Annotated in this window: 20 protein-coding genes and 6 pseudogenes; 10 read left to right on the top strand and 16 right to left on the bottom strand. The window is 72.0% G+C overall.

Annotation, left to right across the window (positions count from 1 at the left end):
- The first annotated feature begins 1,582 nt into the window (after positions 1 to 1,582).
- Together yczR and QSK45_RS37460 are read left to right on the top strand one after the other, a co-directional pair.
- The gene (gene yczR, locus QSK45_RS37465) at positions 1,583 to 3,040 is read left to right on the top strand and encodes a MocR-like transcription factor YczR (RefSeq protein ID WP_285563427.1); all 1,458 of its coding nucleotides are present in this window, start codon (positions 1,583 to 1,585) and stop codon (positions 3,038 to 3,040) included.
- Between the two features lie 76 nt (positions 3,041 to 3,116).
- A pseudogene (locus QSK45_RS37460) lies at positions 3,117 to 3,548 on the top strand (transposase); the annotation flags it as partial.
- Positions 3,549 to 3,894: 346 nt separating this feature from the next.
- Here the strand turns inward: QSK45_RS37460 and QSK45_RS37455 are convergent.
- The 11 genes and pseudogenes from QSK45_RS37455 to QSK45_RS37420 form a co-directional block, all read right to left on the bottom strand.
- Positions 3,895 to 4,434 (bottom strand): universal stress protein, encoded by a 540-nt coding sequence (locus QSK45_RS37455; protein WP_285563426.1) that lies wholly within the window; start codon positions 4,432 to 4,434, stop codon positions 3,895 to 3,897.
- Between the two features lie 496 nt (positions 4,435 to 4,930).
- Positions 4,931 to 5,215 carry a hypothetical protein gene (locus QSK45_RS38720; protein WP_395485504.1) on the bottom strand — a complete coding sequence of 95 codons (285 nt, stop codon included), beginning with the start codon at positions 5,213 to 5,215 and terminating at the stop codon, positions 4,931 to 4,933.
- Positions 5,172 to 5,387 (bottom strand): annotated as a pseudogene (locus QSK45_RS38715) (hypothetical protein); the annotation flags it as partial. The gene QSK45_RS38720 and the pseudogene QSK45_RS38715, both read right to left, overlap by 44 nt.
- A pseudogene (locus tag QSK45_RS38710) lies at positions 5,330 to 5,482 on the bottom strand (RCC1 domain-containing protein); the annotation flags it as partial. The pseudogenes QSK45_RS38710 and QSK45_RS38715, both read right to left, overlap by 58 nt.
- Positions 5,483 to 5,824: 342 nt before the next feature.
- On the bottom strand, positions 5,825 to 6,352 hold the full coding sequence (locus QSK45_RS37445; RefSeq protein ID WP_285563424.1) for a hypothetical protein: 528 nt from the start codon (positions 6,350 to 6,352) through the stop codon (positions 5,825 to 5,827).
- Entirely contained in the window at positions 6,349 to 8,766 is a 2,418-nt protein-coding gene (locus QSK45_RS37440; protein ID WP_285563423.1) for a DNA/RNA non-specific endonuclease, read from the bottom strand. The genes QSK45_RS37445 and QSK45_RS37440 overlap by 4 nt, the downstream gene beginning before the upstream one ends.
- A 513-nt stretch (positions 8,767 to 9,279) precedes the next feature.
- On the bottom strand, positions 9,280 to 9,507 hold the full coding sequence (locus QSK45_RS37435; RefSeq protein ID WP_285563422.1) for a hypothetical protein: 228 nt from the start codon (positions 9,505 to 9,507) through the stop codon (positions 9,280 to 9,282).
- Between the two features lie 77 nt (positions 9,508 to 9,584).
- Complete coding sequence (locus tag QSK45_RS37430; protein ID WP_285563421.1) at positions 9,585 to 9,986, bottom strand: hypothetical protein; 402 nt, start codon at positions 9,984 to 9,986, stop codon at positions 9,585 to 9,587.
- Positions 9,983 to 10,522 carry a hypothetical protein gene (locus QSK45_RS37425; protein WP_285563420.1) on the bottom strand — a complete coding sequence of 180 codons (540 nt, stop codon included), beginning with the start codon at positions 10,520 to 10,522 and terminating at the stop codon, positions 9,983 to 9,985. The genes QSK45_RS37430 and QSK45_RS37425 overlap by 4 nt, the downstream gene beginning before the upstream one ends.
- 38 nt (positions 10,523 to 10,560) lie before the next feature.
- A pseudogene (locus QSK45_RS38705) lies at positions 10,561 to 10,839 on the bottom strand (protein phosphatase 2C domain-containing protein); the annotation flags it as partial.
- 155 nt (positions 10,840 to 10,994) lie between these two features.
- Positions 10,995 to 11,678: a vWA domain-containing protein gene (locus QSK45_RS37420; protein ID WP_285563419.1), complete on the bottom strand. Its 684-nt coding sequence runs from the start codon at positions 11,676 to 11,678 to the stop codon at positions 10,995 to 10,997.
- A 186-nt stretch (positions 11,679 to 11,864) separates the two neighbouring features.
- Here QSK45_RS37420 and QSK45_RS37415 point away from each other — a divergent pair, with 186 nt between their 5' ends.
- Positions 11,865 to 14,333 (top strand): helix-turn-helix transcriptional regulator, encoded by a 2,469-nt coding sequence (locus QSK45_RS37415; RefSeq protein ID WP_285563418.1) that lies wholly within the window; start codon positions 11,865 to 11,867, stop codon positions 14,331 to 14,333.
- A gap of 295 nt (positions 14,334 to 14,628) precedes the next feature.
- Here the strand turns inward: QSK45_RS37415 and QSK45_RS37405 are convergent.
- A pseudogene (locus QSK45_RS37405) lies at positions 14,629 to 14,981 on the bottom strand (SAM-dependent methyltransferase); the annotation flags it as partial.
- Here QSK45_RS37405 and QSK45_RS37400 point away from each other — a divergent pair.
- The gene (locus tag QSK45_RS37400) at positions 14,947 to 15,069 is read left to right on the top strand and encodes a hypothetical protein (protein ID WP_285563431.1); all 123 of its coding nucleotides are present in this window, start codon (positions 14,947 to 14,949) and stop codon (positions 15,067 to 15,069) included. The pseudogene QSK45_RS37405 and the gene QSK45_RS37400 sit on opposite strands and share 35 nt — an antisense overlap.
- Positions 15,070 to 15,209: 140 nt before the next feature.
- Here the strand turns inward: QSK45_RS37400 and QSK45_RS37395 are convergent.
- Positions 15,210 to 15,539, bottom strand: a pseudogene (locus QSK45_RS37395) (esterase); the annotation flags it as partial.
- Positions 15,540 to 15,890: 351 nt separating this feature from the next.
- On the opposite strand from QSK45_RS37395, the gene QSK45_RS37390 reads away from it, so the two are divergent.
- The 5 genes from QSK45_RS37390 (at position 15,891) to QSK45_RS37370 (ending at position 21,506) form a co-directional block, all read left to right on the top strand.
- The gene (locus tag QSK45_RS37390) at positions 15,891 to 17,783 is read left to right on the top strand and encodes an amidohydrolase (RefSeq protein ID WP_395485448.1); all 1,893 of its coding nucleotides are present in this window, start codon (positions 15,891 to 15,893) and stop codon (positions 17,781 to 17,783) included.
- 100 nt (positions 17,784 to 17,883) lie between these two features.
- Positions 17,884 to 18,546 (top strand): hydrolase, encoded by a 663-nt coding sequence (locus QSK45_RS37385; RefSeq protein ID WP_285563429.1) that lies wholly within the window; start codon positions 17,884 to 17,886, stop codon positions 18,544 to 18,546.
- A 50-nt stretch (positions 18,547 to 18,596) separates the two neighbouring features.
- Complete coding sequence (locus QSK45_RS37380; RefSeq protein ID WP_285563417.1) at positions 18,597 to 19,109, top strand: DoxX family protein; 513 nt, start codon at positions 18,597 to 18,599, stop codon at positions 19,107 to 19,109.
- Between the two features lie 4 nt (positions 19,110 to 19,113).
- On the top strand, positions 19,114 to 19,851 hold the full coding sequence (locus tag QSK45_RS37375) for a YoaK family protein (protein ID WP_285563416.1): 738 nt from the start codon (positions 19,114 to 19,116) through the stop codon (positions 19,849 to 19,851).
- A complete protein-coding gene (locus QSK45_RS37370; RefSeq protein WP_285563415.1) occupies positions 19,848 to 21,506 on the top strand; it encodes an MFS transporter in 1,659 nt (552 codons plus the stop codon). The genes QSK45_RS37375 and QSK45_RS37370 overlap by 4 nt, the downstream gene beginning before the upstream one ends.
- Before the next feature lie 103 nt (positions 21,507 to 21,609).
- Here the strand turns inward: QSK45_RS37370 and QSK45_RS37365 are convergent, their stop codons facing one another.
- The 3 genes from QSK45_RS37365 to QSK45_RS37355 are packed head-to-tail and all read right to left on the bottom strand — an operon-like array spanning position 21,610 to position 23,700.
- On the bottom strand, positions 21,610 to 21,882 hold the full coding sequence (locus QSK45_RS37365) for a WhiB family transcriptional regulator (protein WP_285563414.1): 273 nt from the start codon (positions 21,880 to 21,882) through the stop codon (positions 21,610 to 21,612).
- Between the two features lie 28 nt (positions 21,883 to 21,910).
- Complete coding sequence (locus tag QSK45_RS37360) at positions 21,911 to 22,564, bottom strand: FMN reductase (protein ID WP_285563413.1); 654 nt, start codon at positions 22,562 to 22,564, stop codon at positions 21,911 to 21,913.
- Positions 22,561 to 23,700, bottom strand: coding sequence for an LLM class flavin-dependent oxidoreductase (locus QSK45_RS37355; RefSeq protein WP_285563412.1), 1,140 nt, complete (start codon positions 23,698 to 23,700; stop codon positions 22,561 to 22,563). The genes QSK45_RS37360 and QSK45_RS37355 overlap by 4 nt, the downstream gene beginning before the upstream one ends.
- Before the next feature lie 349 nt (positions 23,701 to 24,049).
- On the opposite strand from QSK45_RS37355, the gene QSK45_RS37350 reads away from it, so the two are divergent.
- On the top strand, positions 24,050 to 24,487 hold the full coding sequence (locus QSK45_RS37350) for a universal stress protein (RefSeq protein WP_285563411.1): 438 nt from the start codon (positions 24,050 to 24,052) through the stop codon (positions 24,485 to 24,487).
- Positions 24,488 to 24,676: the final 189 nt, after the last annotated feature.

Genomic DNA, 24,676 nt, shown 5'->3' with positions numbered 1-24,676 from the left:
GTAACACCCGTCGCCACAAGCCCGCGCTGCGGCCCCGGCACTCTGCCCAGGGCCGCAGCGACCACAACGACCACGCACTCCCCCCAAAAAAACGCGGGTCCGGTACGCCCAGCCCTGCTCCCCATCCCCCTCGGGAGACCACTGCGAAGCTTCGGGCACCGTGGCCTGTCGCCGCGGCGGTGATCCATCACGCCCCTACCTCGTGACAACCCGTCACCACACCACAAGAAGTGGACCAGAACCCAATCTCGTGAACAAAGCCATCAGGGCATCCCGATCCTCGCCGACCGCGCCTTGAAGTTTCCCCGTGATCTCGGACACTCGTTCGTTATGCCGCGAGGGCGTGCTGGTGCCGTTGCCGGGTCTCAGCCGGGGCGAGGTAGCCGAAGACCTGGGCCATCGCAGCGTCGAAGCTGACCTGGAGTCCCCTCGACCCTCGCCGAGCCAGCCGTTGGCGCGAGCCTCGCTGATGCGCTCGCGGAGGTTCTGGATGATCTCGATGTCTTGTGCCCGAGGACGCGGGCGGCGATGTGGACGGGCAGCCCGCCGGTGACGGCCTCGGTGGCGAACATCCTTCGGAAGTCGTGCGGCGTGCAGGTCAACGGCTGGCCTGCCTGGTCGCGCAGACCGGTGCCTCCAGCGTCCGATCGAGCCTGTGCGTGACCGCGGCCTCGCTCATGACCTGCGGCTGCCAGGAGGTCCGTCGCTGGAAGAGGTGGGCGACCTGTGTACGACGCGGGTGCCGAGCGGTGACCAGAACGCGGCGGCCGACTGCAACCGGATACGACAATGCCCGACTGCCGCGTGCCCGGCCGTTCAGCTCCTGTCACCGGGGCACGCGCAGCACCAGCCGGGGAGGATGCCTGGCCAGCCGGTGAGGGCAGCCAGACCTGCCACCGCCGCTTTACGGCCCCTCCACCCGCCGACCCAGAACATCAGGCCGTGACTCCGTAGAGGTGCCTGTCCTCGACCCGCGTTCAGGGCGGTCACGCGGCCGATCACCACCCTCCCCGCATGCTTCGTTTTGCGCCTCTTCTCCCGAGGCTGCATCAAGGAGGAGGCTCGGGGCCGGTTCCCGCGGGCCGGAGCTGGTGGCGGTGGTCCAGGGCAGTGGTCGGTGAGCGCGGCGAGTCCGCGGGCGAGCGTGGCTCAGCCGGGCGCGCGCCGCCGCGTACCAGTGGCGGGCCCGCTGCGGGTAGGGCCTGCGGCAGTACAGGGCCTCGCCTTCCGGCGGCTCCCAGGGGGTGAGGGCTATGAGAGTGGGCGGCCGCAGTGGCGGGCCTCGGCCACGGCGCGGCGCGGCGCGGCCAGGCTCGCGGATGATCCGCTGACCCCGACGACGATCCGGCAGGGCGGCGCGGAACGGTCGTCCGGCGGGGGCGGCGCAGGCCGCCCCCGCCGGAGCGCGGCCCGTTCTCGGGGCGGCGCTGCGGCATGCGCTCGGTCCGGTCGCTGAAGTCACTCCTGTCGCGGTGTACGACGTGTCTCCTCGTTCCCACCCAGGCAGGCCACTGTCAGGCGGCCTGCTGTGAGTCTGTAGATTGACTGGCCTGGAATGCAGGGCCAATGATGGGAACGTGGCATGGCAGCTGGGAGCGGAGCCCACGCTCTGGGCGGCAGGCGGCTCGCCGCGCTGGTGACCGGGGTCGCCGGGGAACGGCCCGGCTACCGGGCGCTCGCGCAGGGCGTACGGACCCTGCTGCTCGACGGCCGGATCGCGCTGCACACCCGGCTGCCCGCGGAACGCGAGCTCGCGGTGGCGCTCGGCATCAGCCGGGCCACCGTGACCGCCGCGTACGACCTGCTCAGGGAGAGCGGTTACGCGGTCAGCCGGCGCGGCGCGGGTACGTGGACGGAGCTGCCGGAGGGCGCGCGGCCGACCAGTGTGCGCACCCCGCTCGCCGGGGAGGACGTGATCGACCTGGCCATCGCGGCGCCCGGCGCCCTGGCCGACGAGCTGTCCGCCGCGTACGCGGCGGCCGCCGACGACCTGGCCCGGCATGCGACGACGCCGGGCTACCACCCTTACGGTCTGCCGGAGCTGCGCGCGGCGATCGCCGAGCGGTACACGCGGCGCGGGCTGCCGACGCTGCCCGAGCAGATCCTCGTCACGTCGGGCGCGCAGCAGGCGTTGGCGCTCACGCTCACCCTGCTCGGGCGGCCCGGCGACCGGATCGCGGTGGAGAACCCGTCGTACGCCAACGCCCTTACCGTCATAAGGCAGTTGGGGCTTCGCCCCGCGCCGGTGCCGGTGACGGAGGACGGCTGGGACGCGGAGCTGTTCGGGGCGACGCTGCGGCAGTCGGCGCCCCGGCTCGCGTATCTGATCCCGGACTTCCAGAACCCGACGGGCCGGCTCATGCCGCGCGAGCAGCGGCAGCGGATCATCGCGGACGCGCGGGCGACCGGCACGTGGCTGGTCGTCGACGAGGCGATCGCGGACATAGCGCTCGACGTGGCCACGCCCCCGCCGTTCGCGTCGCTGGTGGCGGGGCGCGGCGCCGAGCAGATCGTCACCGTCGGCTCGCTCAGCAAGGGGCACTGGTCGGGTCTGCGGGTGGGCTGGGTGCGGGCGGGCACGCGGCTGATCACGGAGCTGACGGCGCAGCGGGTCACGGCGGACATGTCGGGGTCGGTCCTCGACCAGCTGGTCGCGCTGCGGCTGATCGCCCGGGAGCCACAGATCCTGCGGCGGCGGCTGTCGCTCCTGCGTGCGCAGCGCGACCACCTGGCCGGGCAGCTGCGCCGTGAGTTCCCCGACTGGCGCTGGCAGACGCCGCAGGGCGGCATGTGCCTGTGGATCGACCTGGGCCGCCCGATCGCCGGTCCGCTGACGCGTGCCGCGCTGCGGCACGGGGTGCGGATCGAGGGCGGCTCCCGGTTCGGCGCGGACCCCGGCACGTTCGAGCACCGGCTGCGCTGGCCCTACACGCAGCCAGCCGAGGTCGCCGAGGAGGCGGTACGCCGGATCGCCGCGGCCCTCGACGCGGGCGTCGACGGCGCGGACGAGGAGCCGGGGCGGCCGTACTGGGTGGCCTAGGTTCTGTCGTCGGATGTCATTCCCCCCTCAGCAGGACTGCGAGGGTGAGGCTGCTTGCTAGGACTCGCTGGTCGGCGCATCCCGCCTGGTCTTCCTCCCGCAGGGCCTGTCCGTGCAGGTGCTGGCAAGGTTGCGTTCGGACCGTGTCCTGCGCAGGGCGGTCCCGCTCCGCCGGCCCGGAACGCGGGGACGACCGCGCCGGCACGGCGGCGAGTTCGTCTTCGGCCAGCCCGACACCCGGGGCACCCCGGACACCGAGACCGTCACCGACACCCGCCTCTACGGCACCGCCGCCGCCCGCTCCTGGAACCGGTTCCACCCCAGGCTCACCCATCGCTCGTCCTGGGACGCGTCCGACGGGACCCTGCCCATCGTGGAGGAAACGGTGATCCGCCTGGCCATCGACCCCCTGCCCAGAGCAGCCCCGAAGCCGGCCTGGCTGTGGTGGTCCGGCACCGACGCCCGCGCCACCGACACCGACCGCCTCCGGCGGGCGTACCTGCGGCGTTCGACCGCCGTCGCCGACGCTGCGGGCGCGGCCGCCGATCTTGCCCAGGCCCTCCCGGTCACCTGCTGGAACCTCGGCATCGCCGCCGCCGCATCTGGCGGCGGTCTCCTTCTCGACCACACCGGCCCGTACGCGCGGCCCTGGTCGGCCCCGGTGCTGCTCGCCCTGGCCCTGACCGTCACGGTCGCTGCCCGCCACCGCGGCTTCCCGACCGGCCGATGACCCCGTTCTCGTGACGACCGCAGGGCGGCAGGTAGCCGACGCCACGGGTACTGCACGATCGGTCAGGCTGTTCCGTCGGGGCGGGGCGCTTCATCCAGGGGTTACAGAGAGGGATCCGGCCTGTTTATCGTGCCGTTTCGTGTCGGCCGGCCGCGTCCGGCGCGAAGCTCGGGGACGGGACCAGGCGCAGTGTCCGGGCCTCACCCGGCAGCAGGCGTGGTCCGGGGACGGTCAGCACGGCGCAGCCCGCTGTGGTCAGGACGTACCGGCGCACCGGGTTGCGGTGGGTCCGCGCCCGGAGACCGCTGGGGCGCGCCGCCCCGACGATCAGTAGGTCGTCGGGACGGCGCGCGACGGCGCACAGGGCCGGTCCGGGAGCGTTTCTGATGACCAGACGTGTGACATGAAGATCCGCCGGGAGTCCGCCGAGGGCCTCCTCGAAGGCGCGGTTCAGCCGCAGCCGGGCCTCGTCCTCCCACATCCGGACCCATGCGGGGTCGGGCCATTTGGCGTAGAGGGTCTCGCCCTCCGGCGGCTCCCAGGCCGCCACCGCTACGAGCGTCCTGCCATCGCGGCGAGCCTCCAGGACTCCGCGCCGCAGCGCGGCGAGGCTGGCCAGCGAGCCGCTGACTCCGACGACGACACGTCCTGACTCCGTCGTCATGCGAGCCTCCCGCCCCGCTGCGACGCATGGTGTCGCGCCGTTTCCGGATGCCGACGGCGAAGGCGCCGCCACGCGGCTGCGAGCAGGCTCCGGGTCCACGCGCCTACGGGTATGGGATCCGCGATGCGTTGCTCGTGGCGTCGCTGTATCTCGCGCTCCTCGCGATCGGTCACACCTTGAGCCATGCCAATCTTCCGTCCTTCCGGGGTATAGCCCAGGCCAATGCCTCTTGATGCAGAGTCTGTAAGTTCATTGGCTGGTAGAGCAGGGCCAATAGGGAAGGATTGGTATGGCAGGTGGGCGACCAGTCCACACTACGGACCGCACCCTGGCCGGCCAGCAGCCCGGTGCTGTGATCTTCGGCCCGGGAATCGTCGTGCCATGCCCTGTGCGCGGGTGCCATGGCAAGCGGTGCGGCTCGGGCCTACGGATGCGGGCTCCTGCTCGCCAAGCCCATGCCGTGGCAGGGCCGCTGCCTGGAGGTCCAGCGTGCTGGTCAGGCTGTACGACGAGCCGCCCCGCTCCCCTTCGCGGGGTGCGGGGCGGCGCATCGCAGGGGTCGGGCTGTCGGCTGCCGTAGGGGGAGGTCCGGGCGGTTGGTGGTGGTGCCGTCGCCGGCCTGGCCGTAGCGGTTGTCCCCCCGGGCCCGTACCTGTCCGTCCGAGGTGAGCGCGACCGTGGTCGTCGCCGCCGGTGATGGCCGTGACGGTGGTGCCCGCCGGCAGATGGACCAGGACCGGCTCGGCGCGGCGGGTGGTCGTACCCTCGCCCAGATGGCCATAGGTGTTGTCTTCCCAGGCCAGGACCTGGGCGGTGGAAGCGCGAAACTCTGGAACCCGTGGGCCCCGGCGACCGACGTGACGACGACCCCCGCGGGCAGGTGGACCACGACCGGCACGCTGCTGCTCGTGGTGGTGCCGTCGCCCAGATGGCCGGACCCGTCGTACCCCCAGGCGAGCACCTCGCCGGCGGAGGTCAGGGCGAGGCTGTGGCCGTCGGCCCCGGCGATCGAGGTGACCGTGGTGCCGACGGGCACATGGACCGGCACCGGCTCGTTGCGGCTGACGGTGGTGCCGTCGCCCAGCTGACCGAGGTCGTTGTCGCCCCAGTCGACAACCGAACGGCATCGTCCCGACCGGCTGACCGGCCCGGAGACGCCCGGGATCCTGGACCGGGGAACAGGCGATGCGGCCTCCCTGCACCGAGGGCGGGGCAGTGAGATCAGCGGTGTGAGTCGACTGACCGCTGTTCCGGGTCCGTAGGAGCCCCTGGCGGTCGGCGGGCAGGTCGAGGCCCAGGACGTCGCTCCACCGCAGGACCGGACCCGCCGCACTGCCCCGACACCCGCGTGCAGTCACGCACGTTGGCCTGTCACATTGCCGAGAAGACCTCAGTCCGCCTCGATGACCGGCGTCGAGCCCGGAAAGTCCGGCGGTAGACCGTCCGGTGGAACCGTCCCGCGGACCAACCCTGCGAGATAGGAGGTCACGTCTCCCGCGTAGACGCACCAGTCGTCGTTATGACCACTGACCAGAACGGACCATGACGCGCTGTCCGCTTCCGAAGTCTTCCAGTAGAAGACATCACCCTCCGCGGAATCACCCCACGGAAAAAGTCCGCCCGGCTCGGGGAACGGAACATATCCATGCGACATCCCGGCCTCACGAAGCTCCGCCAGATTATCGAGGAGACCCTGCATGCCGGCGACGAAGTACTTCTCCTCGCCGGGGGACGGGATGTGCAGCCCCAGGAAGTCGTTCACCGTGAAAGGAGGGTATGCCTCCGCCAGAGCGACGAAGTCCGGGGGCAGTGAGACACCCGTCTCGCGCCGGATGAACTCCCAGTCGATGCTCCGTCGGTCGGCCGACCGAATGTCCAGCAAGGCCGGTACGGTCTCCTCCAGTTCTCGCAGACTCAACAGGTCACCTGACTTCCCGGGGTGTTGGAGACGGACACGTCGAAGAGCGCCCCGTCAGGCGTCGAGGCGGTCATTCTGATGCCTGTCGGTATGTTATGCCTTCCGTTACCGTACTCCAGTTGCCCGGAGTAGGTGACCGGCTGCTTCGACCGGAGAGCGTCCGCCATCTTGTTCTCACACCTTTTCATGGCGGGATCGTTCATCTCGCGGAAGCCGGTGAAGATGTTCTCTCTCACCCAGGCTCCATTGAAGCGGTCACCGAGAATATGGGACCGGTTGAAGATCCACTGCCGGTAGCGGTCCCGCTTGGAGACATAGCCCGGCGGCTCCCACGTACCGGACCTGCTGCCGCGTGAGTTCGGCGGCTTCAGGTCAGACGGGCATATCAACGCGGTCACGCCGGTGGGCGCGCCGTCCTGCAGGGGTTGGTAGTGGTAGCGCTGTTCACGGGACTGGGCGTCACACGGGTCCTGGCTGGTACTCGACGGGTCCGGCGACGCCGAGGCCCCGCCGGAACCGCAGGGCGCGCCGACCTGGCGCGGGGAGGTCCACTGGTGGGTGCCGGAGGCGTTGACGATGACGAGGCGGTCGACGCGGGGGCCGCCGCCGTTCGGTTCGCACAGGCTGTCCCGCAGTTGCTGGAACTGCGCTCCCGTCGACAGGGAGTGCTCCAGGTCCTGCGTGGTGGCCAGGTCCAGCAGCGGCCCCGCGAACGCTTCGAGGTCGAGCCGCAGTACCCGTTCGTATCCGGGCCGCACTCTCTGGCCGCCGGCGGTCCCGGAGTCCGGCTGCCCGCCGTTCAGTCGTGCGGCGCCGAGGCGTGCCCGCGACCCGAGTTCCGCCGGGCTCCGCACCGTTTCTGCCTTCACGGCGCGCTTGACCTGCCGGCCGTGTTCGGTGGTGGTGTAGAGGTAGTCCGCCGGGGGTGTCGCTTTTCCGGCTGTGGCGGGCGCGGTCCAGGTGACGCGCGCACGCGGGTCGCTCTGGAGCAGCAGTGCGATCTGCTGCAGCACGCGCTGGTTGTCGGTCTTCTCGGTGGTGGGGAGGATGTCGCGCAGGTCCTGCGGGTTGTCCAGCCGGCCGGATTCGACGATCTTCCCCAAGTCGGGCAGCTCGCCCTGGTCGTTGGCTGTTTCGATCGCGTCGGTCGCTCTGCTGCCCGCCTCGGTGTCGCTCGTCGGCCGGTCCTTCGTCATGACGTCGAGCAGCCCTGCCACGGTGGGTTGCAAAGGGGTGCTGAACGAGAGATCGTCCGGCCGCAGGTTGCGGGCATGCAGCCGGCTGCCGACCTCGGGGTCGGGGCCGTACGCGGCGGTCGAGTACACCCAGGCGTAGTCGGTGAAGGTCACCGTCTTGCCGGGAGGGGCGATGTTGGGGCGGGTGCCGCTGACTGTCTTGGACTGCTTGGGTTGCAGGGTGCCCAGCGGGTGGGGGCCGGTGGGCACTTGCGGCATGCTCAGGTAAAGGGTGGCGTCGCCCGCCTGGTCGCCGCTGTTGGTGACCGTGATGGAGTACGAGCACGGGTTGGTCGTGCACAGGTAGGCGTCGTCGCTGGTGATGGTGAAGGCGGGTCCCATGGTCTTGGAGACCGCCTCGGCCGACGTGGCGAGCGGGACGGCGGTCGCCACGGCGGAGGCGGTGGTCGTCCGGACCGCGGCGGTCTGCTCCGGGGTCGCCGGCTTCGGCGCCAGCAGGAGGTAGCTGCTGAAGTCGCTGTCGTCCGCCGCCACGGCGTTCGTGCGGTAGTCCGCCGGTTTTGCCGCCTGGCCGGTGCGCCGGGCGGGGTGCCAGGTGGCGGACTTGACGGGACTGTCGCCGCCCGGGTCGCCGCCGATGGCGAGGACGGAGTAGGGCGACTCGTCGGAGAGGAGGACCGTCCAGCCCTGAGAGGTGTACGAAACCGCCTTACGGCCCTGGAACGTCGCGCCGTCCTGTCGCACCGCCTCGGGGTCGGAGGTGACCTTCCGGACCAGCGCGGCGAGTGAGGCCGGCGTCAGCGAGCCGGCGTTCACCCCGAAGCTGTCGAGCATGTAGTAACCGGAGCGCTTCTCCGGCGCCACCCAGTGACCGGTGCTGGTCAGGTCGTGGCCGAACTGGGGATTCTGCTGCGCCCAGAAGGCCGAGTCGCCCTTCAGGTAGAGCTGGTCGCCGGACCACGCGAGGGTGGACTTCCCGGTCACCGGTTCGCTGAGGGTTCCCGACGCCTGCCCCGCGCTGTTGACCGTCAGGTTCGCCCGGGTCATGGGCGCGTGCTCGGCCGGGGCGTAGACCATCGACAGGTTCACCGCCGGCAGGGTGCTCAGCGCCTGCGCCGCCGACGCGCCCTGCCGGGCCGGTGACACGCGGGGCGCCGATGCCTCGTGCTTGGCGTCCCCGGGACCGCCCGACCCGTTCGACGCGCTCGGCCACAGCACGTACAGCAGGCTCGCCAGTACGGCCAGGGCGACGCCCGCGGCCGTGAGGGACCGGGCACGCGTCTGCCGGAGCCACCGGGCGACCGCTCGCGGGGAACCGGTCGGCGTTCCCGCCGCGGGGGGCCGGGCCGGCAGCGGAGGTCCCGCGGGTGGCTGCGGCGGCCGGGGCGGGGGAGGCGTCGTGGGCGGCGGGGAAGCCGGGGGCGGGGGAGGCGTCGTGGGCGGCGGGGAAGCCGGGGGCGGGGGAGGCGTCGTGGGCGGCGGGGAAGCCGGGGGCGGGGGAGGTGCCGTCGGCGGCTGGGAAGCACCGGGCGGCGGCGGAAGGGGCGGGGCACCGGAGGGGGTGGGGCGGCCCAGTGGAGGCGGGGTGGCCCGGGGGGTGTGCTGCCACGTGGGGCGGGGTCGGCCAGCGGACCCGTGGGGCGGCTGCGGGTCCTGCCAGGTGGGGCGAGGTCGGTCGGCCGGCCCGTGGGGCGGTTGCGAAGAGGACAACTCGAACTCCTGGGACGGGTTTCAGTGGTGGCACGAAGCGGCGAGGAACACGAGAAGGACCGCGATGGCGGTGATCGCGAGGCAACTTCCGCCGCCCTCGGGGTTTTTGCGGTTGGTCTCGACCTGCCCGCCGGGAACGACCCCGGGGTGGTGGACCCGGTAGTGCTCGAGCTGCTCCTTCTCGCCCTGGGACTCGGTTCCCCAGGACGACTTGAAGCTGCATTCGCCGCACCAGTAGCGGTACGCCATGGCGACTCCTGAACGATGTGTGACAAATGGGGCGGGATGAGGTGTTGCGGGGCCTGGTGCCTGCCTGGGCCCGGGGGTCAGCGCCAGCGCCAGCACACGGTGTAGGCGAAGGCGGGGTAGTCGGTGGAGGGCCACGTGGTGCAGCCGTCGCTGCCGCAGAACGAGGCGTCGCCGTAGGTGTTGGTGCGTCCGGTGACGTAGACGTTGGATTTCCCGCAGTCACCCACGTTGGTGAAGGTGTGGCCCGACTTGACCAGGCACTCGTTCCGGACCGCGTAGCCGGCGTCGTCCGGGTAGTTCATGGACAGGCACAGCAGCACGTCGAGGGCCGAGTTGCCGGCGACCTTCATGGACCGCCAGTAGTCGTAGTGCGGCCAGCCTTTCCGTACCTGGTGGACGGTGCCCTGGCCGCCCTGTCCGAGACGGTCCCCGAGTTTCAGCGTCGTGATGTCGATGGGTGCGGGGCGCGGGGCGCTCATCGCGGCCCGGCTTTCGGCGCCGGCCCCGCGGCCGCCCGCGGCCAGACGGCGAGCAAGGTGCGGTCGTCGTCGAACGTCTCACGAGAGAAGTCCAGGACGTGTCCGAGCCACAACGGCGGCGGGGGTTCGGCCAGGTGGCGGGCGAAGAGCGCGCCGACCGCGCCGTCACCGTCGCCGAGCGGATCGCCGAACCCGTCGGTGCCCGTCAACAGCACCATGCGGCCGGACAAGTGGAAGGCGGCCTGCTCCAAGCTGTCGGGGACCCGCGGCAGCGGCGCCACCTCGTCGGTGACCAGCACGGCGTCCGTCCCGGTCTTCGAGGCGAACACCTGGTGGTAGCGGCCGCTCGCCCGGTCCAGCAGCCAGGCGCCGGAGTCCCCGATCCGGAAGAGCTCGACGCGCGGGCCGCCGGCGGTGGGGCGGACCGCGCCGGCGACCAGCGTGGTCGCGCACAGCCGTGCCACCTCCTCGGTCCCGGGGGCGGCGGTCCCGAGCAGCCAACTCGCCGAGGCGCGAGGCGGCGTAGGCCGCGGCATCGGCCAGATCCAGCGGTCCGGGGCCCCTGATCGAGCAGGTGCAGGATGCGCTCGACGGACGCGCGGCACGCCTCGACGGCGCCCTGATGCGATTCCGTGGCGCTGGAGACCCCGTCGGCGACGGCGAACACCACGCTGCCGGTGGTCTCGTGTGCCGCCGCCCGAGCGGTGTCCTGACGGGGCTGCCGGTAGTAACGGTGCTTCGCGCCGCGGACCGAGGCGAAACGAAGCGCGAGGTGGTCGGTGGACCAGCCGTCGCACTCGCTGTCGGGGAAGTCGAAGGCGTACCGGTCAGGAGGCCGGGCCTCGAACTCCATCCCAGGGATGTCCACCGCGACCCGCTGCCACGGCTGCGGGCCGGGAGGTGGCGGGAAGGCGGGACCGGGCAGGGCGGGCGGGTGTGTGGATCCCGGTGAGCCCGCCGGCGGGGGAGGGGAGGGCTGCGGCGCGAGGCTCCCCCCGTGTCCGGTCGTCACAGGCCGACCTCGTCGATCGCCAGGGTGAACTGGTCCGGCTTGCTGACCACCAGTTGCGGACTCGCCGAGTTCAGTGCCTGTCCGGTCGCGACCAGGCTCGCGGTGAGGGACTGGAAGAACTCCGCGACCGCCTTGCCGATGTCGGTACCCGGCTTGGCGACGAAGGCGAACTCGGGGCGGGTCGCGACATCGACCATGGTCTGCGCCTGGGCGTCGCCGATGCCGCAGGCGATGATGTTCGGCGCGGTGGGCGTCCGATCCCGGTCGACCAGGGCGGCGTGCGGGGAACGCCAGTCGTGCTCGTCCGACGGCTGACCGTCGCTGAGGAAGAACACCACCGGGCGGTGCACCTTGTAGCCCTCGCCGCGCAACCACCGCACGTCGGCGGGAACGCGCTGCAGCAAGTCGTCGAACACGGCCCGGTAGCTGGTCATCCCGCGGATGACCACCCGCGGTACGGAGGTCTCGGTACGCATATCGGCCACCGCGAGCCTGACCTGCACATCGTCGGAGAAGCCGAGAACGGCGAGCCTCAGCTTCGCCGCGATCATCGGCTCCGCGCGCAGCCCCTCGCACAGCGAGGTCACCCCGCCCTGAAGGTCGCTCACATACGGTGCCATCGACGCCGACTCGTCGGCCACGACGTAGGTCGGCAGCAGCACGCCCCTCGTGTCCGCCATCGATCCGCCTCCTCGCACTCGCTCGCTGATGTCGTCAAGGGCCGGTGCCCTTCCCACCGGTGGCCGGCCCGCAACGGCGATGCTGGCTTCCCCCGGACGAAAAGCCCAGGTCATGCAACCGGTCATAGGTGACCGGTCGTCGCGGTAAGCTCGTGACCGTCCGGGCAGGGAGCGGAAGGTGACGGTGTGGCGGATACGCTCGGCGAACTGCTGCGCCGGCTGCGCAAGCAGGCGGGGCTGACCCAGCAGGAGCTGGAGGAGCGCGCCGGGGTGAGCGTGAGCACCATCCGCAGAATGGAGAACGACAAACCGTTCGACCACCGGCTCGGCACGGTGACGTTACTGGCGGACGCGCTCGGGGCCGGCCCCCAAGACCGCCAGCGCCTCGCCGCGGCGCTCGGCGGCGTCGCCGGGACACCGGGCGAGGGCGTGCCGCCGCAGGACGCGCCGGCGGCGGACGTTCCGGCCGCGCGTTCACCCGAGACCGATACCGCCCTCGCTCCAGGCGCCGTCCATGGCCCGCTCGCCGACGCGGCGGACGATCTGGCCAGAGAGATCAAGCGGCGCTGGCGGCACGAGGAGGCGCAGCGCCGGGTCCACCATCCCTACCCGCTGCCGGTGCGGTGGCGGCAGGTGCCGACCGGCCTGGCCGACCACGCCGAGAACAGCCGGCGCCATGCTTCCCGGGACGCGCCGCACGAGACAGACACGAGCGGCTCCCTGGGCGAAGTAGCGGATCTCTACCGGCGAGTGGGCACGGGCCGGCTGGTCGTCCTCGGCCGGGCCGGATCCGGCAAATCGGTCCTGGCGATCCGATTCGTCCTGGACCTGCTGGAGGCGCGGGGCACCGGCCGGGGACCCCAGCGGGTACCGGTGATCTTCGGGGTCGGCTCCTGGGACCCGACCGCCGTCCAACTCCGCGACTGGCTGGCCGAAAGGCTGCTGCGCGACCACCCGCACCTCGCGCGCCGGGTGCCCAGCGGCAAGACGCTGGCCGCGGACCTCCTCGACGCCGACCTCGTCCTGCCCGTCCTCGACGGATTCGACGAGATCGCCGAAGGGCTGCGGCGCGACGCGCTCGACGTGCTCAACCGCGTGCCCACACCACTCGTCCTCACCAGCCGCCGCGGCGAGTTCGCCCAGGCCGTGAAGGCGGCACACACGCCACTCGCCTCGGCCGTCGGCATCGAACTGTGCGACCTGACCCTGGACGACCTCAAGGAGTACCTGCCCCGCACCGACCCGCCGCTGCCGGGCACACCCAGCCGGCCGGGGGCCTCCGGCATTTTTGGTGAGGAAGAGCCCGTTGCCACCTGGGACGCCGTACTCACCACAGCACAGACCACGAAGGGGCCGGGCGGCACGCACCTCGCCGAGGCCCTGAGCACCCCGCTGATGATCTCCCTGGCGCGGACGCTCTACAGCGACTCCCCCGACCACTGGCCGGACGAACTCCTGGACACGGCGACGTTCCCGGACGCACACGCCATCGAGGAGCACCTGCTCGCCGGATTCGTCCCCGCGGTCTACCGGCACCGCGCCCCCGAAGCGCTTGACGACAGCGGTCCCCGCAGCACACCGCCGGCCCCCGACAAGGCCCAGCGGTGGCTGGGCTACCTCGCCCACCACCTGGTCCGGTTCGACCACGAGCGCCAAGACCTCGCCTGGTGGCAGCTCGGCGAATCACTGCGCCGCTCCACGCGCGTCCTGGCGGTCGTGCTGGCCTCGGCGCTGTGTGTCGCCGTCGCCACCTGGTGTGTCGGCCTGGCCTCCCTGCCGTTCCTGGGATCCTCGCCGACCGTCCTCAGCCCCGCGCAGGTCCTGGTCGAGGGCCTCCTCGTCGGCGTGACCGGCGGTCTCGCCTTCGGCGTCACCTACGCGGTCGTCGGCACCTGGAAGAGGAGCAAGGCCTTCGAGCCCACCGCCGTCCGGCTGCGGCTGCCGGGCACCTACCGCGGCATGGGCCGCCGACCGCGCCGCGAGACCACCGCCCTCTTGGGGGCTGTCTTCCTGGGCGGCCTGGTGGTGGGCGCCGGCATGGCGCTCGTCACCAGCCTCCAGTACCACCTGTTCTTCCACGCGCCGCTTGCCACGTCGGCCATGCTCCGGCTCACGCTCACCAACATGCTGCTGTACGGGCTGATCTTCGGCCCCTCCTCCTGTCTGGTCTTCGGGTTCGTGGTCGCGCTCGAAGCCCCCCTCGATGTCACCACCGCAGCCACCCCGGAGGGGCTGCTCTCCTCCAACCGCGTGACGGCCGTACGCCGGGCCCTCATCCTCGCGCCGATGCTGACCCTGGCCGTCGTCGTCGGCGGGTATGTGCTCGTCTTCCTGCTGCACGGCGCGCTCGGGCCGCTGAACTGGTCCCTGTCCGACGCACTGCCCGTCGCCGCCGCGAGCGGTCTGGGCGGTGCGGCCGCCTACGTGCTGGCCTTCACCGCGTGGGGGCAGTGGGTCCTGTTGTCGCGGATCTGGCTGCCCCTGACCGGCAGACTGCCATGGGACACGATGGCGTTCCTCGACGACGCCTACCGGCGCGGCGTCCTACGCCGGCGCGGCGCGGTCCACCAGTTCCGCCACCTCCGCCTTCAGCACCACCTCGCCCGCACCTACCGCGAGGAGCACGGGGGCTACCGCCCGGCGCACTTCAGCTGAAGTCGACCCGGGCGATGGTGAGGTAAGCCAGTGTCACACGAGTCGGGGGCGGGCCCGCAGGAGCCGACCCGGGATCTCCGTGGCCGGCCGCAGGCTCCGTTCTCCGCTACCGATGAGCAAGGAGCCGGGATGAGCGCGTGGGCCGACGGGATCGCCGCCGACAACCCTCTTCGTCCTGGCGGCCGGATGCAAGGAACGCGCCCGTATCCGAAGTGAGAGAGGCATCCGCCGGGGCGGCCGACCACTCGGCTCGGCAGCCTGACCGCGCCTTCCCACCCCGCCGGCGCGCACGACGTCAGGAGCGGGGTGCCACCAGGAGATCGACCACGTAGGTCTCTTCCACCCCGTCGCCGGGGAAAGCCCTGCCCAGCCGCTCTCGCTCGGCAACGAGAAGGCCCGCCAGCCGGATGGCATCGCTGTCCGAAGGACGCACCGCAACCTGGGCTTCAGTCCGCGGTGACCCGCGATGAGTTCGTGCTGGTCACGGTTCCACCGTACGTCGAAAGCCGTGGTATTCCACCAGATCGCCGGTGCACCGCCTGCTCGCAGGACACGCAACGCCTCCGGGTCAGACCGGCCAGGGTCGGTTCACCGCCAGGACTGCGCATACCTGATGAGGTCACAGGAACCCCCGGCCGGCGGCAGCGCGATGCGGAAACCCGGACTCACCTGGAGCGAACACGACGAGGAGCTGCTGCGCCGACGCAAGCCCTGGTACTACGGCGGGGCGCGGTGAGGGTGTGCAGAGCGGTGCGGTCACCCCGGCCCAGCCGGTCCACAGCGGACCGAACGCCTTGTCCTTGCCGCCGGGCCAGGGGTAGGCGGGGGCGATCTTGGCGGCCCAGGTGCGCACGGCCAGGTCGTCGTGCGGAAGGCGGCGTTCGCCGCAACGTCCCACACCAGGCGGCCGTGGGTGTGGGCGTTGCCGAAGACCTGTCCGGCGCCGTGGACGTACAGCACCACCGGCAGGGCGCCCTCGGCGCCGGCCGGCTTGACGATACGGGCGCGGACGCTGCCGGTCGGACCGCCCGAAACGCTGCTCCACTCCTCGTCCACCGCGGGCTTGGCGATGTCGCCGCGCTGCACCTCGCCGACGGCCTCGCGGCCCTCGGCCGGGGCCAGGTCGAACAGGTGGGGCGGGTTGGCGGCCGCCTCGGCGAACGCGGCCACGGCCGGCTCCCGGACGGGCTGGACCGGCTCGTAGATGTGGGACGTGGGAACTCCTGGTTCAGGTACGCGCCGGTGCTTCCGGCGACGCGGGCCGCCCCGATCCGCAGATCCGCCGGCCGTGCTCCACCACGCTGAGGACCGCGATACGAGCGGCCGTCACCCCTGCGCGCACCGGTCCCGGACCCACCGCGCACGGTGCGGTCCGCCGTGCGCTCATGGGCAAACGCCGGTGCGCTGACCAGAAACTGGGCCGGTGCGGGCGGTCTTAGTGTGATCGGCGAAGCAGCCGCGGCACGGTCCTCCGTGCACCTTGCCGGATCCCAGGCGGACTCGGACGCGGCCCGGTCCCCATCCCACGCTGTGCGCCCCGCAGGAGGTTGTCGAAAGGTGTCCACGATGCCGGTCGGCGGGCTGATACCCCGAGCCACCGACGACGCGGCGGACCTGATCGTCCGCAATGCCAAGATCCATACCGGTGATCCCCGACTCCCGCAGGCCGAGGCGATCGCCATCCGCGACGGCGTGATCACCACCGTCGGCGGCGACAAGGACGTGGCCGGCCAGGTCGGTCCCGCCACCAGGGTGGTCGACGCGCTCGGCCGCCGGATGATCCCCGGTCTCAACGACGCCCACCTGCACGTGATCCGCGGCGGCCTCAACTACGTGCTGGAGCTGCGCTGGGACGGCGTCCGCTCCCTGCGCCAGGGCCTGGCCATGCTGCGTGAGCAGGCGGCCCGCACGCCCAAGGGCCAGTGGGTGCGCGTGGTCGGCGGCTGGTCGGCCGAGCAGTTCGCCGAACGGCGGCTGCCCACCGTCGCCGAGCTGAACGCCGCCGCACCCGACACCCCGGTCTTCGTCCTGCACCTCTACCAGGCGGCGATCCTCAACCGCGCGGCCCTCCAGGCGGTGGGCTACGACAAGAACACCCCCGACCCGCGCGGCGGGCAGATCGTGCGCGGCCGCACCGGCGAGCCCACGGGCATGCTGCTGGCGGCGCCCAGCGCCCTCATCCTCTACTCGACGTTGGCCAAGGCGCCGGTGCTGGACGAGGAGCACCGCAAGGCGTCGACCCGTCACTTCCTGCGCGAGCTGAACCGGTTCGGGCTCACCTCGGCGATCGACGCGGCGGGCGGGTTCCAGAACTTCCCCGACAACTACGAGACGGTCACGGAACTGGCCCGGGAAGGCGAGCTGTCGCTGCGCATCGCCTACCACCTGTTCCCGCAGACCGCGGGCCAGGAGATCGACGACCTCACCCGCTGGATCGGCATGGTCCGTCCCGAGGACGGCGACGACTGGCTCCGTCTCAACGGCGCCGGCGAGAACCTCACCTGGGCGGCGGCGGACTTCGAGAACTTCGCCGAGCCGCGCCCCGAACACGCCCCGGACTACGAGGTGGAGTTCGAGAAGGCCGTGCGTCTCCTCATGGAGAACGGCTGGGGCTTCCGGCTGCACGCCACCTACGACGAGACCATCCGCCGCGACCTGGCGGTGTTCGAGAAGCTCGCCGCCGAGGGGCTCTTCCCCGGCGGGAACCGCTGGCTGTTCGACCACGCGGAGACCGTCTCGGCCGACAGCCTCGACCGCATCGTCGCCCTCGGCGGCGCCATGTCGGTGCAGAACCGGCTGTCCTTCCAGGGCGAGGCGTTCGTCCGCCGCTACGGGATCGGAGCCGCCGCGGACGCCCCGCCGATCCGGGCGATGCTGGGCCGGGGCCTGACGGTGGGCGCCGGCACCGACGCCACCCGGGTCTCCTCGTACAACCCGTGGGTGGCGCTGCACTGGCTGGTCACCGGCCGCACGGTCGGCGACCTGACCATCCACCCGCCGCACAACCGGGTCGACCGGGAGACGGCACTGGAGATGTTCACCACGGCCGGTGCCGCGCTCACCGGCGAGCAGGACCGCAAGGGCGTGCTGCGGCCCGGCTTCCTCGGTGACCTCACCGTGCTGTCGGAGGACTACTTCACGGTTCCCGACCCGGAGATCGCGCACATCGAGGCCCTGCTGACGGTCGTCGGCGGCCGTGTCGTCTACGCCGCGGGCGAGTACGAGGGCATCGACGAGCAGATGCCCCCCGTGACGCCCGAGTGGAGCCCGGTGGCGCGCTTCGGCGGCTACCAGGCCACCCCGCGGGCGGGCCGGTCGGGAGTGCGCCAGGCCGAACTGCTCGGCGAGGCCGCCGAGGAGTCGGAACTGCACCGCCAGTGGCGCGCCCGGCGCGGCCTCGTGCCCGAGCAGGACAACAGCCCGGTCTTCGATCCCTGCTTCTCCCTCTGAGCCGGTCGTACCGCACCGCGACCCGGCCCCAGGACTTTCCCTCCCCCGGTCCCGGACGACCGTCCGTGACCGCTGCAACCCATTGATGAAAGGCATACTCATGGTCAACATCGCCGACGTCACCGCTGCTCCCAGCCCGGACCTGCTGACCCCCGACAACTGCGCGGTGCTGTTCGTGGACCACCAGCCGCAGATGTTCTTCGGCACGGGCAGCAGCGACCGCACCGCCATCATCAACGCGACCGTGGGCCTGGCCAAGGCGGCCAAGGTCTTCGACGTCCCGGTCGTGCTGAGCACCGTGGCCGCCGAGTCCTTCTCCGGCCCGCTCATGCCGCAGCTCGCGGACGTGTACCCCGACCACAAGATCATCGACCGCACCACGATGAACGCCTGGGAGGACGCCGCCTTCGTCGAGGCCGTCAAGGCGACCGGCCGCAAGAAGCTGGTCATCGCCGGTCTGTGGACCGAGGTCTGCGTCGTGCTGCCCGCCCTTTCGGCGCTCGCCCAGGACTACGAGGTCTACGTCGTCACCGACGCCTCGGGCGGCGTCAGCCCGCAGGCGCACGAACACGCCGTCCAGCGCATGGTCCAGGCCGGCGTGGTGCCGGTGACCTGGGTGCAGGTGCTGCTCGAACTCCAGCGTGACTGGGCGCGTACGGAGACGTACCTGCCGGTCATGGACGTCGTGAAGGAGCACGGCGGCACCTACGGCCTGGGCGTCGTCTACGCGCAGGCTTTCATCGGCGAGCACGCCGCCGGCTGACACACGTACCTCACGGTTGACGACGGACGTCAGGAACAGGCAGAGAACAGATGGACAGCGGACTGTTGGTGCTCCGGCTGGTGGTGGGAATCCTCATCGCGGGCCACGGAGTTCAGAAAGTCAGTTTCCGGCTGGGCGGCAACGGACTGGCCGGGGGAACCGAGGAGTTCCGCCGCGACGGCTTCCGCGGCGGGCGGCTCACCGCCCTCGCGGCGGGCGGCAGCCAGATCGGTGCCGGCCTGTTCCTGGCGGCCGGACTCCTCACACCCATGGCGGCGATGGCCGCCATGGGTGTGATGACGGTGGCCGGCACCGTCAAGTGGCACAAGGGGCTGTGGGTCCAGAACGACGGTTACGAGTACCCGCTGGTCCTCGTCACCGTCGCCGCGGTCCTCGCGCTCACCGGGGCGGGCCGCTGGTCGCTCGACCACCTGCTCGGAGCGGCTTCCTGGCCGCTGTGGACCTCTCTGGCGGCGATCGTCGTCGGCCCGGCCAGCGGGCTGATCACCCGCGCCGTGCTGGGTCACGCGCCCGCCTCCGCCCCCGCCACGGACGGGAGGTGACGGCATGCGCGGGCTGCTGACCGACGCCGCTCACACCCTCGTCCCGCCGAAGGGCGACCGGCACGGGCCGCTGCCGCCGCTGATGCTGGGACTCACCGTGGTGACCGGTCTGATCGACGCCGTCACCTATCTGGCACTCGGGCACGTCTTCGTCGCCAACATGACCGGCAACGTCGTCTTCCTGGGCTTCGCCCTGGCGGGCGCGCCGGGCCTGTCCGCGCCCGCGTCCCTGGTGTCGATGGCGTCGTTCCTCGCCGGAGCGCTGGCGGGCGGACGCTTCGCCACCCGCTACGCCGCACACCGCGGGCGGATGCTGACCGCGGCCACCGCGGTCCAGACGGTCCTGGTCGCCGGCGCGGTGCTCGCCGTCGCGCTCGGGCACGACGAGGTGACCGATCCGGTGAAGTACGCCCTCGTCGTCCTGCTGGGCATCGCCATGGGACTCCAGAACGCGGTCGCCCGGCGCCTGGGCGTCCCGGACCTGACCACGACCGTCCTGACGCTGACCCTGACCGGGCTGGCCGCCGACTCCGTCCCGGCCGGCGGGGCGGCCCCCCGGCCCGGCCGGCGGATCCTCTCCGTCCTGGCCATGTTCGTGGGGGCCCTGATGGGCGCCCTGCTCCTGCGGCACGCCTCGCTCCTCCTCGTCGTGGCCCTGGCCCTGGTGCTGCTCGCGGCGGCTCTGGTCGCCGTCCGCCGCCACTGGTCCTCCGACGCCGACTGGACGAGGCCACAGTCGTGAAGCAGGCGCGGGACTCGGCCTGGGCGCCGCTCGCGGCGCGCGTCTTCCGCGCGCTGTGGATCGCGCAACTGGTGTCCAACACCGGCAGCTGGATGCAGACGGTCGGCGCCCAGTGGCTGCTCGTCGGGCACGGTGCCGCCCTGGTGACGCTCGTGCAGACCGCGTCCAGCCTGCCGGTCGTCCTGCTCGCGCTGCCGTCCGGTGTGCTCGCCGACCGCCACGACCGCCGAAAGGTGCTCCTGGCCGCCCAGTTCGCCATGCTCGCCGTCTCCGCCGTGCTCACGGTGCTCGCCTTCCGTGGGGCGCTCGCCCCAGGCCCCCTGCTCGGCCTCACCTTCCTGCTGGGCTGCGGCACGGCACTGATGGGTCCGGCCTGGCAGGCGATCCAGCCGGAACTCGTGGCACGCGAGCAGCTGGGGCAGGCGGCCGCGCTGGGCGCCGTGAACATGAACCTCGCCCGTGCCGTGGGCCCGGCCCTCGGCGGCGCGGTGGTCGCCGCCGCGGGCGCGGGCTGGGTCTTCGCCTTCAACGCCCTGTCGTACCTGGGCATCGCGGGCGTGCTGCTGCTGTGGCGGCGGCCGACGGCGCAAGAGCCCACCGCGCAGGGCGAAGGGCTCTTCGCGGCCGTGCAGGCCGGCCGCCGCTATGTCCGGCACGCTCCCGGTGTGCGCCGGGTCCTGCTGCGCACGGCCCTGTTCATTCCGGGCGGAGCCGCCCTGTGGTCGCTGCTGCCCCTCGTCGCGAGCCGGTCCCTGGGACTCGGCTCGGGCGGGTACGGACTGCTGCTCGGGATCGTCGGGGTGGGCGCGGTCGGCGGCGCCTTCGCGCTGCCCGTGTTCCGGCGCCGGCTGGGTGCCAACGGCACCCTGGCCGCCGGGGCGGCGGTCTTCGCCGCGACGCTGGTGGTGCTGGCCACGACCCGTCTTCCCTGGCTCGCGGCGGTCGCCCTGCTGCCCGCGGGGCTGGCCTGGATCGGCGTCCTGTCCACCCTCAACGCCGCTGTCCAGCAGCGGTTGCCCGGCTGGGTGCGGGGCCGGGGGCTCGCCATCTATCTCGTGGTGTTCCAGGGCGGACAGGCGTTGACCGCGCCCGCCTGGGGGGCGCTGGCCGACGGGCTGGGACTGACCGTCTCCCTGCTGGCCGGGGCCGGGCTGCTGGTGGCCGGTGCCCTGAGTGTGCGCCGCTGGCCGCTGCACAGCGTGGACGGGATCGACCCGAGCCTCTCCGACCACTGGCCCGTGCCGCCCCTGGTGTTCGAACCCGGACCGGCCGACGGCCCGGTACTCGTCTCCGTCACGTACCGGGTCGCCCGCGAGAACCGGGCCGCCTTCAGCGACCGCATGCGGCACGTGGCCCGCTCCCGGCGCCGCACCGGCGCCCTGTCCTGGGGCCTCTACCAGGACGGCGGTGATCCGGAGCGGTTCGTCGAGAACTATCTGGTGGCCTCCTGGTCCGAGCACCTGGCCCAGCACCACAGCCGGCTCACGGCCAACGACCGCCGCTTCGAGGAGCGGGCCCGCGCACTGCTCGTGGCGGGCACCGCGCCCGAGGTGACCCATGCCTTCGACGCCACGGCCGGGCCGGTGGTCGTCGCAGGGGAGCGGGGCGCGGGCGCGGTCCGGGGGGCGGGGCACGGAAGCCGGCCCCCGGCCTGAGCCCCGGGGCGGGCCCGGGAATCCGCGGAAGCCCGGGTGCGGGGTCCGCCCGGCTTCGAAGGGGCGTGGCGCACGGCTTGTCCGGGCGCCACGCCCCGTTCGGCTACTTCCGGTTCACGCGGACCGTGGAACGGCGCTCGGCCTCGGTGAACCCGCCCCACACGCCGTAGGACTGCTGGGACGTCAGGGCGAAGCGACCGCAGGGGCCGCTCACCGGGCAGCTGCCGCAGACCGCTCGCGCCGCCTCCTCGCGGCGCAGGCGAGCGCGGCCGCGTTCGCCTGCGGGTGAGAAGAAGACCGAGCTGTCCATGCCGCGGCACGCGGCCTCGGCCTGCCATTCCCATACCCGCAGCAGCGGCTTCGTCCGAGTCCTCATCGACCTCTCCTTCCGCGGTCCGAGGGCGTCACAGCTCCGTGGCGGGATGTGACCGGGTACGGCCGGGGAGCCGGTCCAGCGCGGCGAGCTGTTGCTCGAACGGCACCGGTTGCAGGCTCTGTCCGGCGGGTTTCGGGGCGGCGGCGAATCCGCCCATCAGGCCCGCCAGCTCGCCTGCGGCCCGTGCGATCCGGCGGTCGAGGCCCTCGGCTCCCCAGTCCTCGGAGGCGGCGTAGACCCCGGTGGGGACGACGACGGCCTTCAGGTAGGCGAAGAGCGGGCGCAGGGCGTGGTCCAGGACCAGGGAGTGCCGCGCGGTGCCGCCGGTCGCGGCGACCAGCACCGGCTTCCCGGCCAGGGCGCCCTCGTCGTGCACGCTCAGCGCGTCGAAGAACGACTTGAAAAGCCCGCTGTACGAGGCGGAGAACACCGGTGTGACGACGATCAGCCCGTCGGCCTCGGCCACCGTGTCGAAGGCACCGGCGAGTTGCTTCTCGGGGAACCCGTTGGTGAGGTTGTGCGCGATCTCCACCGCGAGGTCGCGCAGCTCGATCACCCGGACACCGGCCGGCTGGGGTTCGGGGGCGGTGGCCGCCGGGGCGGCGACCGCGGCCAGCCGGTCGGCGAGCAGCCGGGTGGAGGACGGGACGCTCAGCCCCGCCGATACGACGACGAGCTTCATACCGTGCTCTCCTCCTTCGCGTCCTTCGCGTCCTTCGTGTCCTTCGCGGCCAGCAGCGACCGGTGGGTCGGCGCGTCCGGCACGTTCGCCGGACGGTTCTTCGCGAACTCCTCGCGCAGCACCGGCACGACCTCCTCGCCGAGCATGTCCAGCTGCTCCAGGACGGTCTTCAGCGGCAGCCCCGCGTGGTCCATCAGGAACAACTGGCGCTGGTAGTCACCCGCGTACTCCCGGAACGACAGGGTCCGCTCGATCACCTGCTGCGGCGAACCCACCGTCAGCGGCGTCTGCTCCGTGAACTCCTCCAGTGACGGACCGTGCCCGTACACCGGCGCGTTGTCGAAGTACGGCCGGAACTCGCGCACCGCGTCCTGCGAGTTCCTCCGCATGAACACCTGACCACCCAGCCCGACGATCGCCTGCTCCGGCGTGCCGTGCCCGTAGTGGGCGTACCGGTTGCGGTACAGCTCGATCATCCGCCGGGTGTGACCCGTCGGCCAGAAGATGTTGTTGTGGAAGAAGCCGTCGCCGTAGTACGCCGCCTGCTCCGCGATCTCCGGCGACCGGATCGAACCGTGCCACACGAACGGCGCCACACCGTCCAGCGGCCGCGGAGTCGAGGTGAACCCCTGCAACGGCGTACGGAACTTGCCCTCCCAGTCGACGACGTCCTCACGCCACAGCCGGCGCAGCAGCGCGTAGTTCTCCACCGCCAGGTTGATGCCCTCGCGGATGTCCTTGCCGAACCACGGATACACCGGGCCCGTGTTGCCACGGCCCATCATCAGATCCACCCGCCCGTCCGCCAGGTGCTGGAGCATCGCGAAGTCCTCCGCGATCTTCACCGGGTCGTTCGTGGTGATCAGCGTCGTCGATGTGGAAAGGACCAGCTTCTCCGTGCGCGCCGCTATGTAGCCGAGCATCGTGGTCGGCGACGACGGCACGAACGGCGGGTTGTGGTGCTCCCCCGTCGCGAAGACGTCCAGACCGACCTCCTCCGCCTTCAGCGCGATCGCGACCATGGCCTTGATCCGCTCACGCTCGGACGGCGTACGCCCCGTGGTCGGGTCCGGCGTGACGTCACCGACCGTGAAGACACCGAATTGTGTGCTCGGCGCTATGTTTTCCGGGGGCATGGGGAATTCCTTTCACCGTGGGAGAAAGCCGGGCGGCACAGAATTCGGCGATCCGAGATGCGACGCCGCCGGCCATGCGGATCGCGGCCCTTCCAGGGCGCTGACGCGATTCCTCCCGCGACCCTAAGACGCGATGACCGGGGAGCTTGTCGCACAACGCACGGAGTTTTGCCCGGGGAAGCACTTCCACCCGGCGCGCGGCACGGAAGCGGTGCCGGCCGGGATTCACTGTTCCATGAGGAACGCCGGACACCGGGGGCCCGCGGAACACATCGGCACCCCTGGTTTGTTCAGCAGGATGCCCGATGCTCACCACACTTGATATTTGCTCAGAAAAAGGACATAAGAAATGTTCCAGCGCATTCTTGTCGCTGTCGACCCCAGCCCCGCCCGCCACTCCGTCATACGCCTCGCCGGCGACATGGCCCGGCTGACCGGGGCCAAGGTCAGCGTTCTGCACGTCGCCCCTTCGTCCGCCACGCTTGCCGCCGTGGTGCCCCTGGAGGACGACACCGAGGCCCAGGCCATCCTCGACGAGGCGCTCGCCTCGCTGCGTGACGCGGGCGTCGAGGCGGAGGGCACCGTCGCCTTTGCGCTGACGACCCAGATCGCCACCACCATCTCCTCCGCCGCCGAGGAGTGGCAGGCCGACCTCCTGATCCTCAGCCCCCACCACCGCGGCTCGCTCGAAGCGCTCGTCAACCCCCGGGTCAGCGACAGGGTCGCCCACCGCAGCCGCGTCGCCGTGCTCCTGGCGCCCGCGGACGACTCCGCCGACCAGGCCTGAGCCGAGGGTGGCCGCCTGAGGCACAGGGCCCGCGACCCGTCGCGAACCGGGTGCGGCACGCGACCGCGTGCCGCACCCGGTTCGTCCACGGTCGCTCCCGGGCCACGGCCGAGTCGCGAGCGGTGCGCTGTCGGGCTCCGAACGGTGCACGGAGGAACAACCGGCCCGCCCGGCGTCTCCTTAGCCTGG

Source organism: Streptomyces hygroscopicus subsp. hygroscopicus, from assembly GCF_030269125.1.
Classification (GTDB): Bacteria; Actinomycetota; Actinomycetes; order Streptomycetales; family Streptomycetaceae; genus Streptomyces; species Streptomyces hygroscopicus_C.
Note: the sequence above shows the minus strand (reverse complement) of the source record. Positions and strands in the feature narration are given on the sequence as shown.

Bases quoted from the DNA above. Each gene is read 5' to 3' on its own strand.
- yczR (WP_285563427.1), top strand. From the start codon at position 1,583: ATGGCAGCTGGGAGCGGAGCCCACGCTCTGGGCGGCAGGCGGCTCGCC.
- QSK45_RS37455 (WP_285563426.1), bottom strand. From the start codon at position 4,434: ATGACGACGGAGTCAGGACGTGTCGTCGTCGGAGTCAGCGGCTCGCTG.
- QSK45_RS38720 (WP_395485504.1), bottom strand. From the start codon at position 5,215: ATGGCCATCTGGGCGAGGGTACGACCACCCGCCGCGCCGAGCCGGTCC.
- QSK45_RS37435 (WP_285563422.1), bottom strand. From the start codon at position 9,507: ATGGCGTACCGCTACTGGTGCGGCGAATGCAGCTTCAAGTCGTCCTGG.
- QSK45_RS37430 (WP_285563421.1), bottom strand. From the start codon at position 9,986: ATGAGCGCCCCGCGCCCCGCACCCATCGACATCACGACGCTGAAACTC.
- QSK45_RS37425 (WP_285563420.1), bottom strand. From the start codon at position 10,522: ATGCCGCGGCCTACGCCGCCTCGCGCCTCGGCGAGTTGGCTGCTCGGG.
- QSK45_RS37420 (WP_285563419.1), bottom strand. From the start codon at position 11,678: ATGGCGGACACGAGGGGCGTGCTGCTGCCGACCTACGTCGTGGCCGAC.
- QSK45_RS37400 (WP_285563431.1), top strand. From the start codon at position 14,947: ATGAGGTCACAGGAACCCCCGGCCGGCGGCAGCGCGATGCGGAAACCC.
- QSK45_RS37385 (WP_285563429.1), top strand. From the start codon at position 17,884: ATGGTCAACATCGCCGACGTCACCGCTGCTCCCAGCCCGGACCTGCTG.
- QSK45_RS37380 (WP_285563417.1), top strand. From the start codon at position 18,597: ATGGACAGCGGACTGTTGGTGCTCCGGCTGGTGGTGGGAATCCTCATC.
- QSK45_RS37375 (WP_285563416.1), top strand. From the start codon at position 19,114: ATGCGCGGGCTGCTGACCGACGCCGCTCACACCCTCGTCCCGCCGAAG.
- QSK45_RS37365 (WP_285563414.1), bottom strand. From the start codon at position 21,882: ATGAGGACTCGGACGAAGCCGCTGCTGCGGGTATGGGAATGGCAGGCC.
- QSK45_RS37360 (WP_285563413.1), bottom strand. From the start codon at position 22,564: ATGAAGCTCGTCGTCGTATCGGCGGGGCTGAGCGTCCCGTCCTCCACC.
- QSK45_RS37355 (WP_285563412.1), bottom strand. From the start codon at position 23,700: ATGCCCCCGGAAAACATAGCGCCGAGCACACAATTCGGTGTCTTCACG.
- QSK45_RS37350 (WP_285563411.1), top strand. From the start codon at position 24,050: ATGTTCCAGCGCATTCTTGTCGCTGTCGACCCCAGCCCCGCCCGCCAC.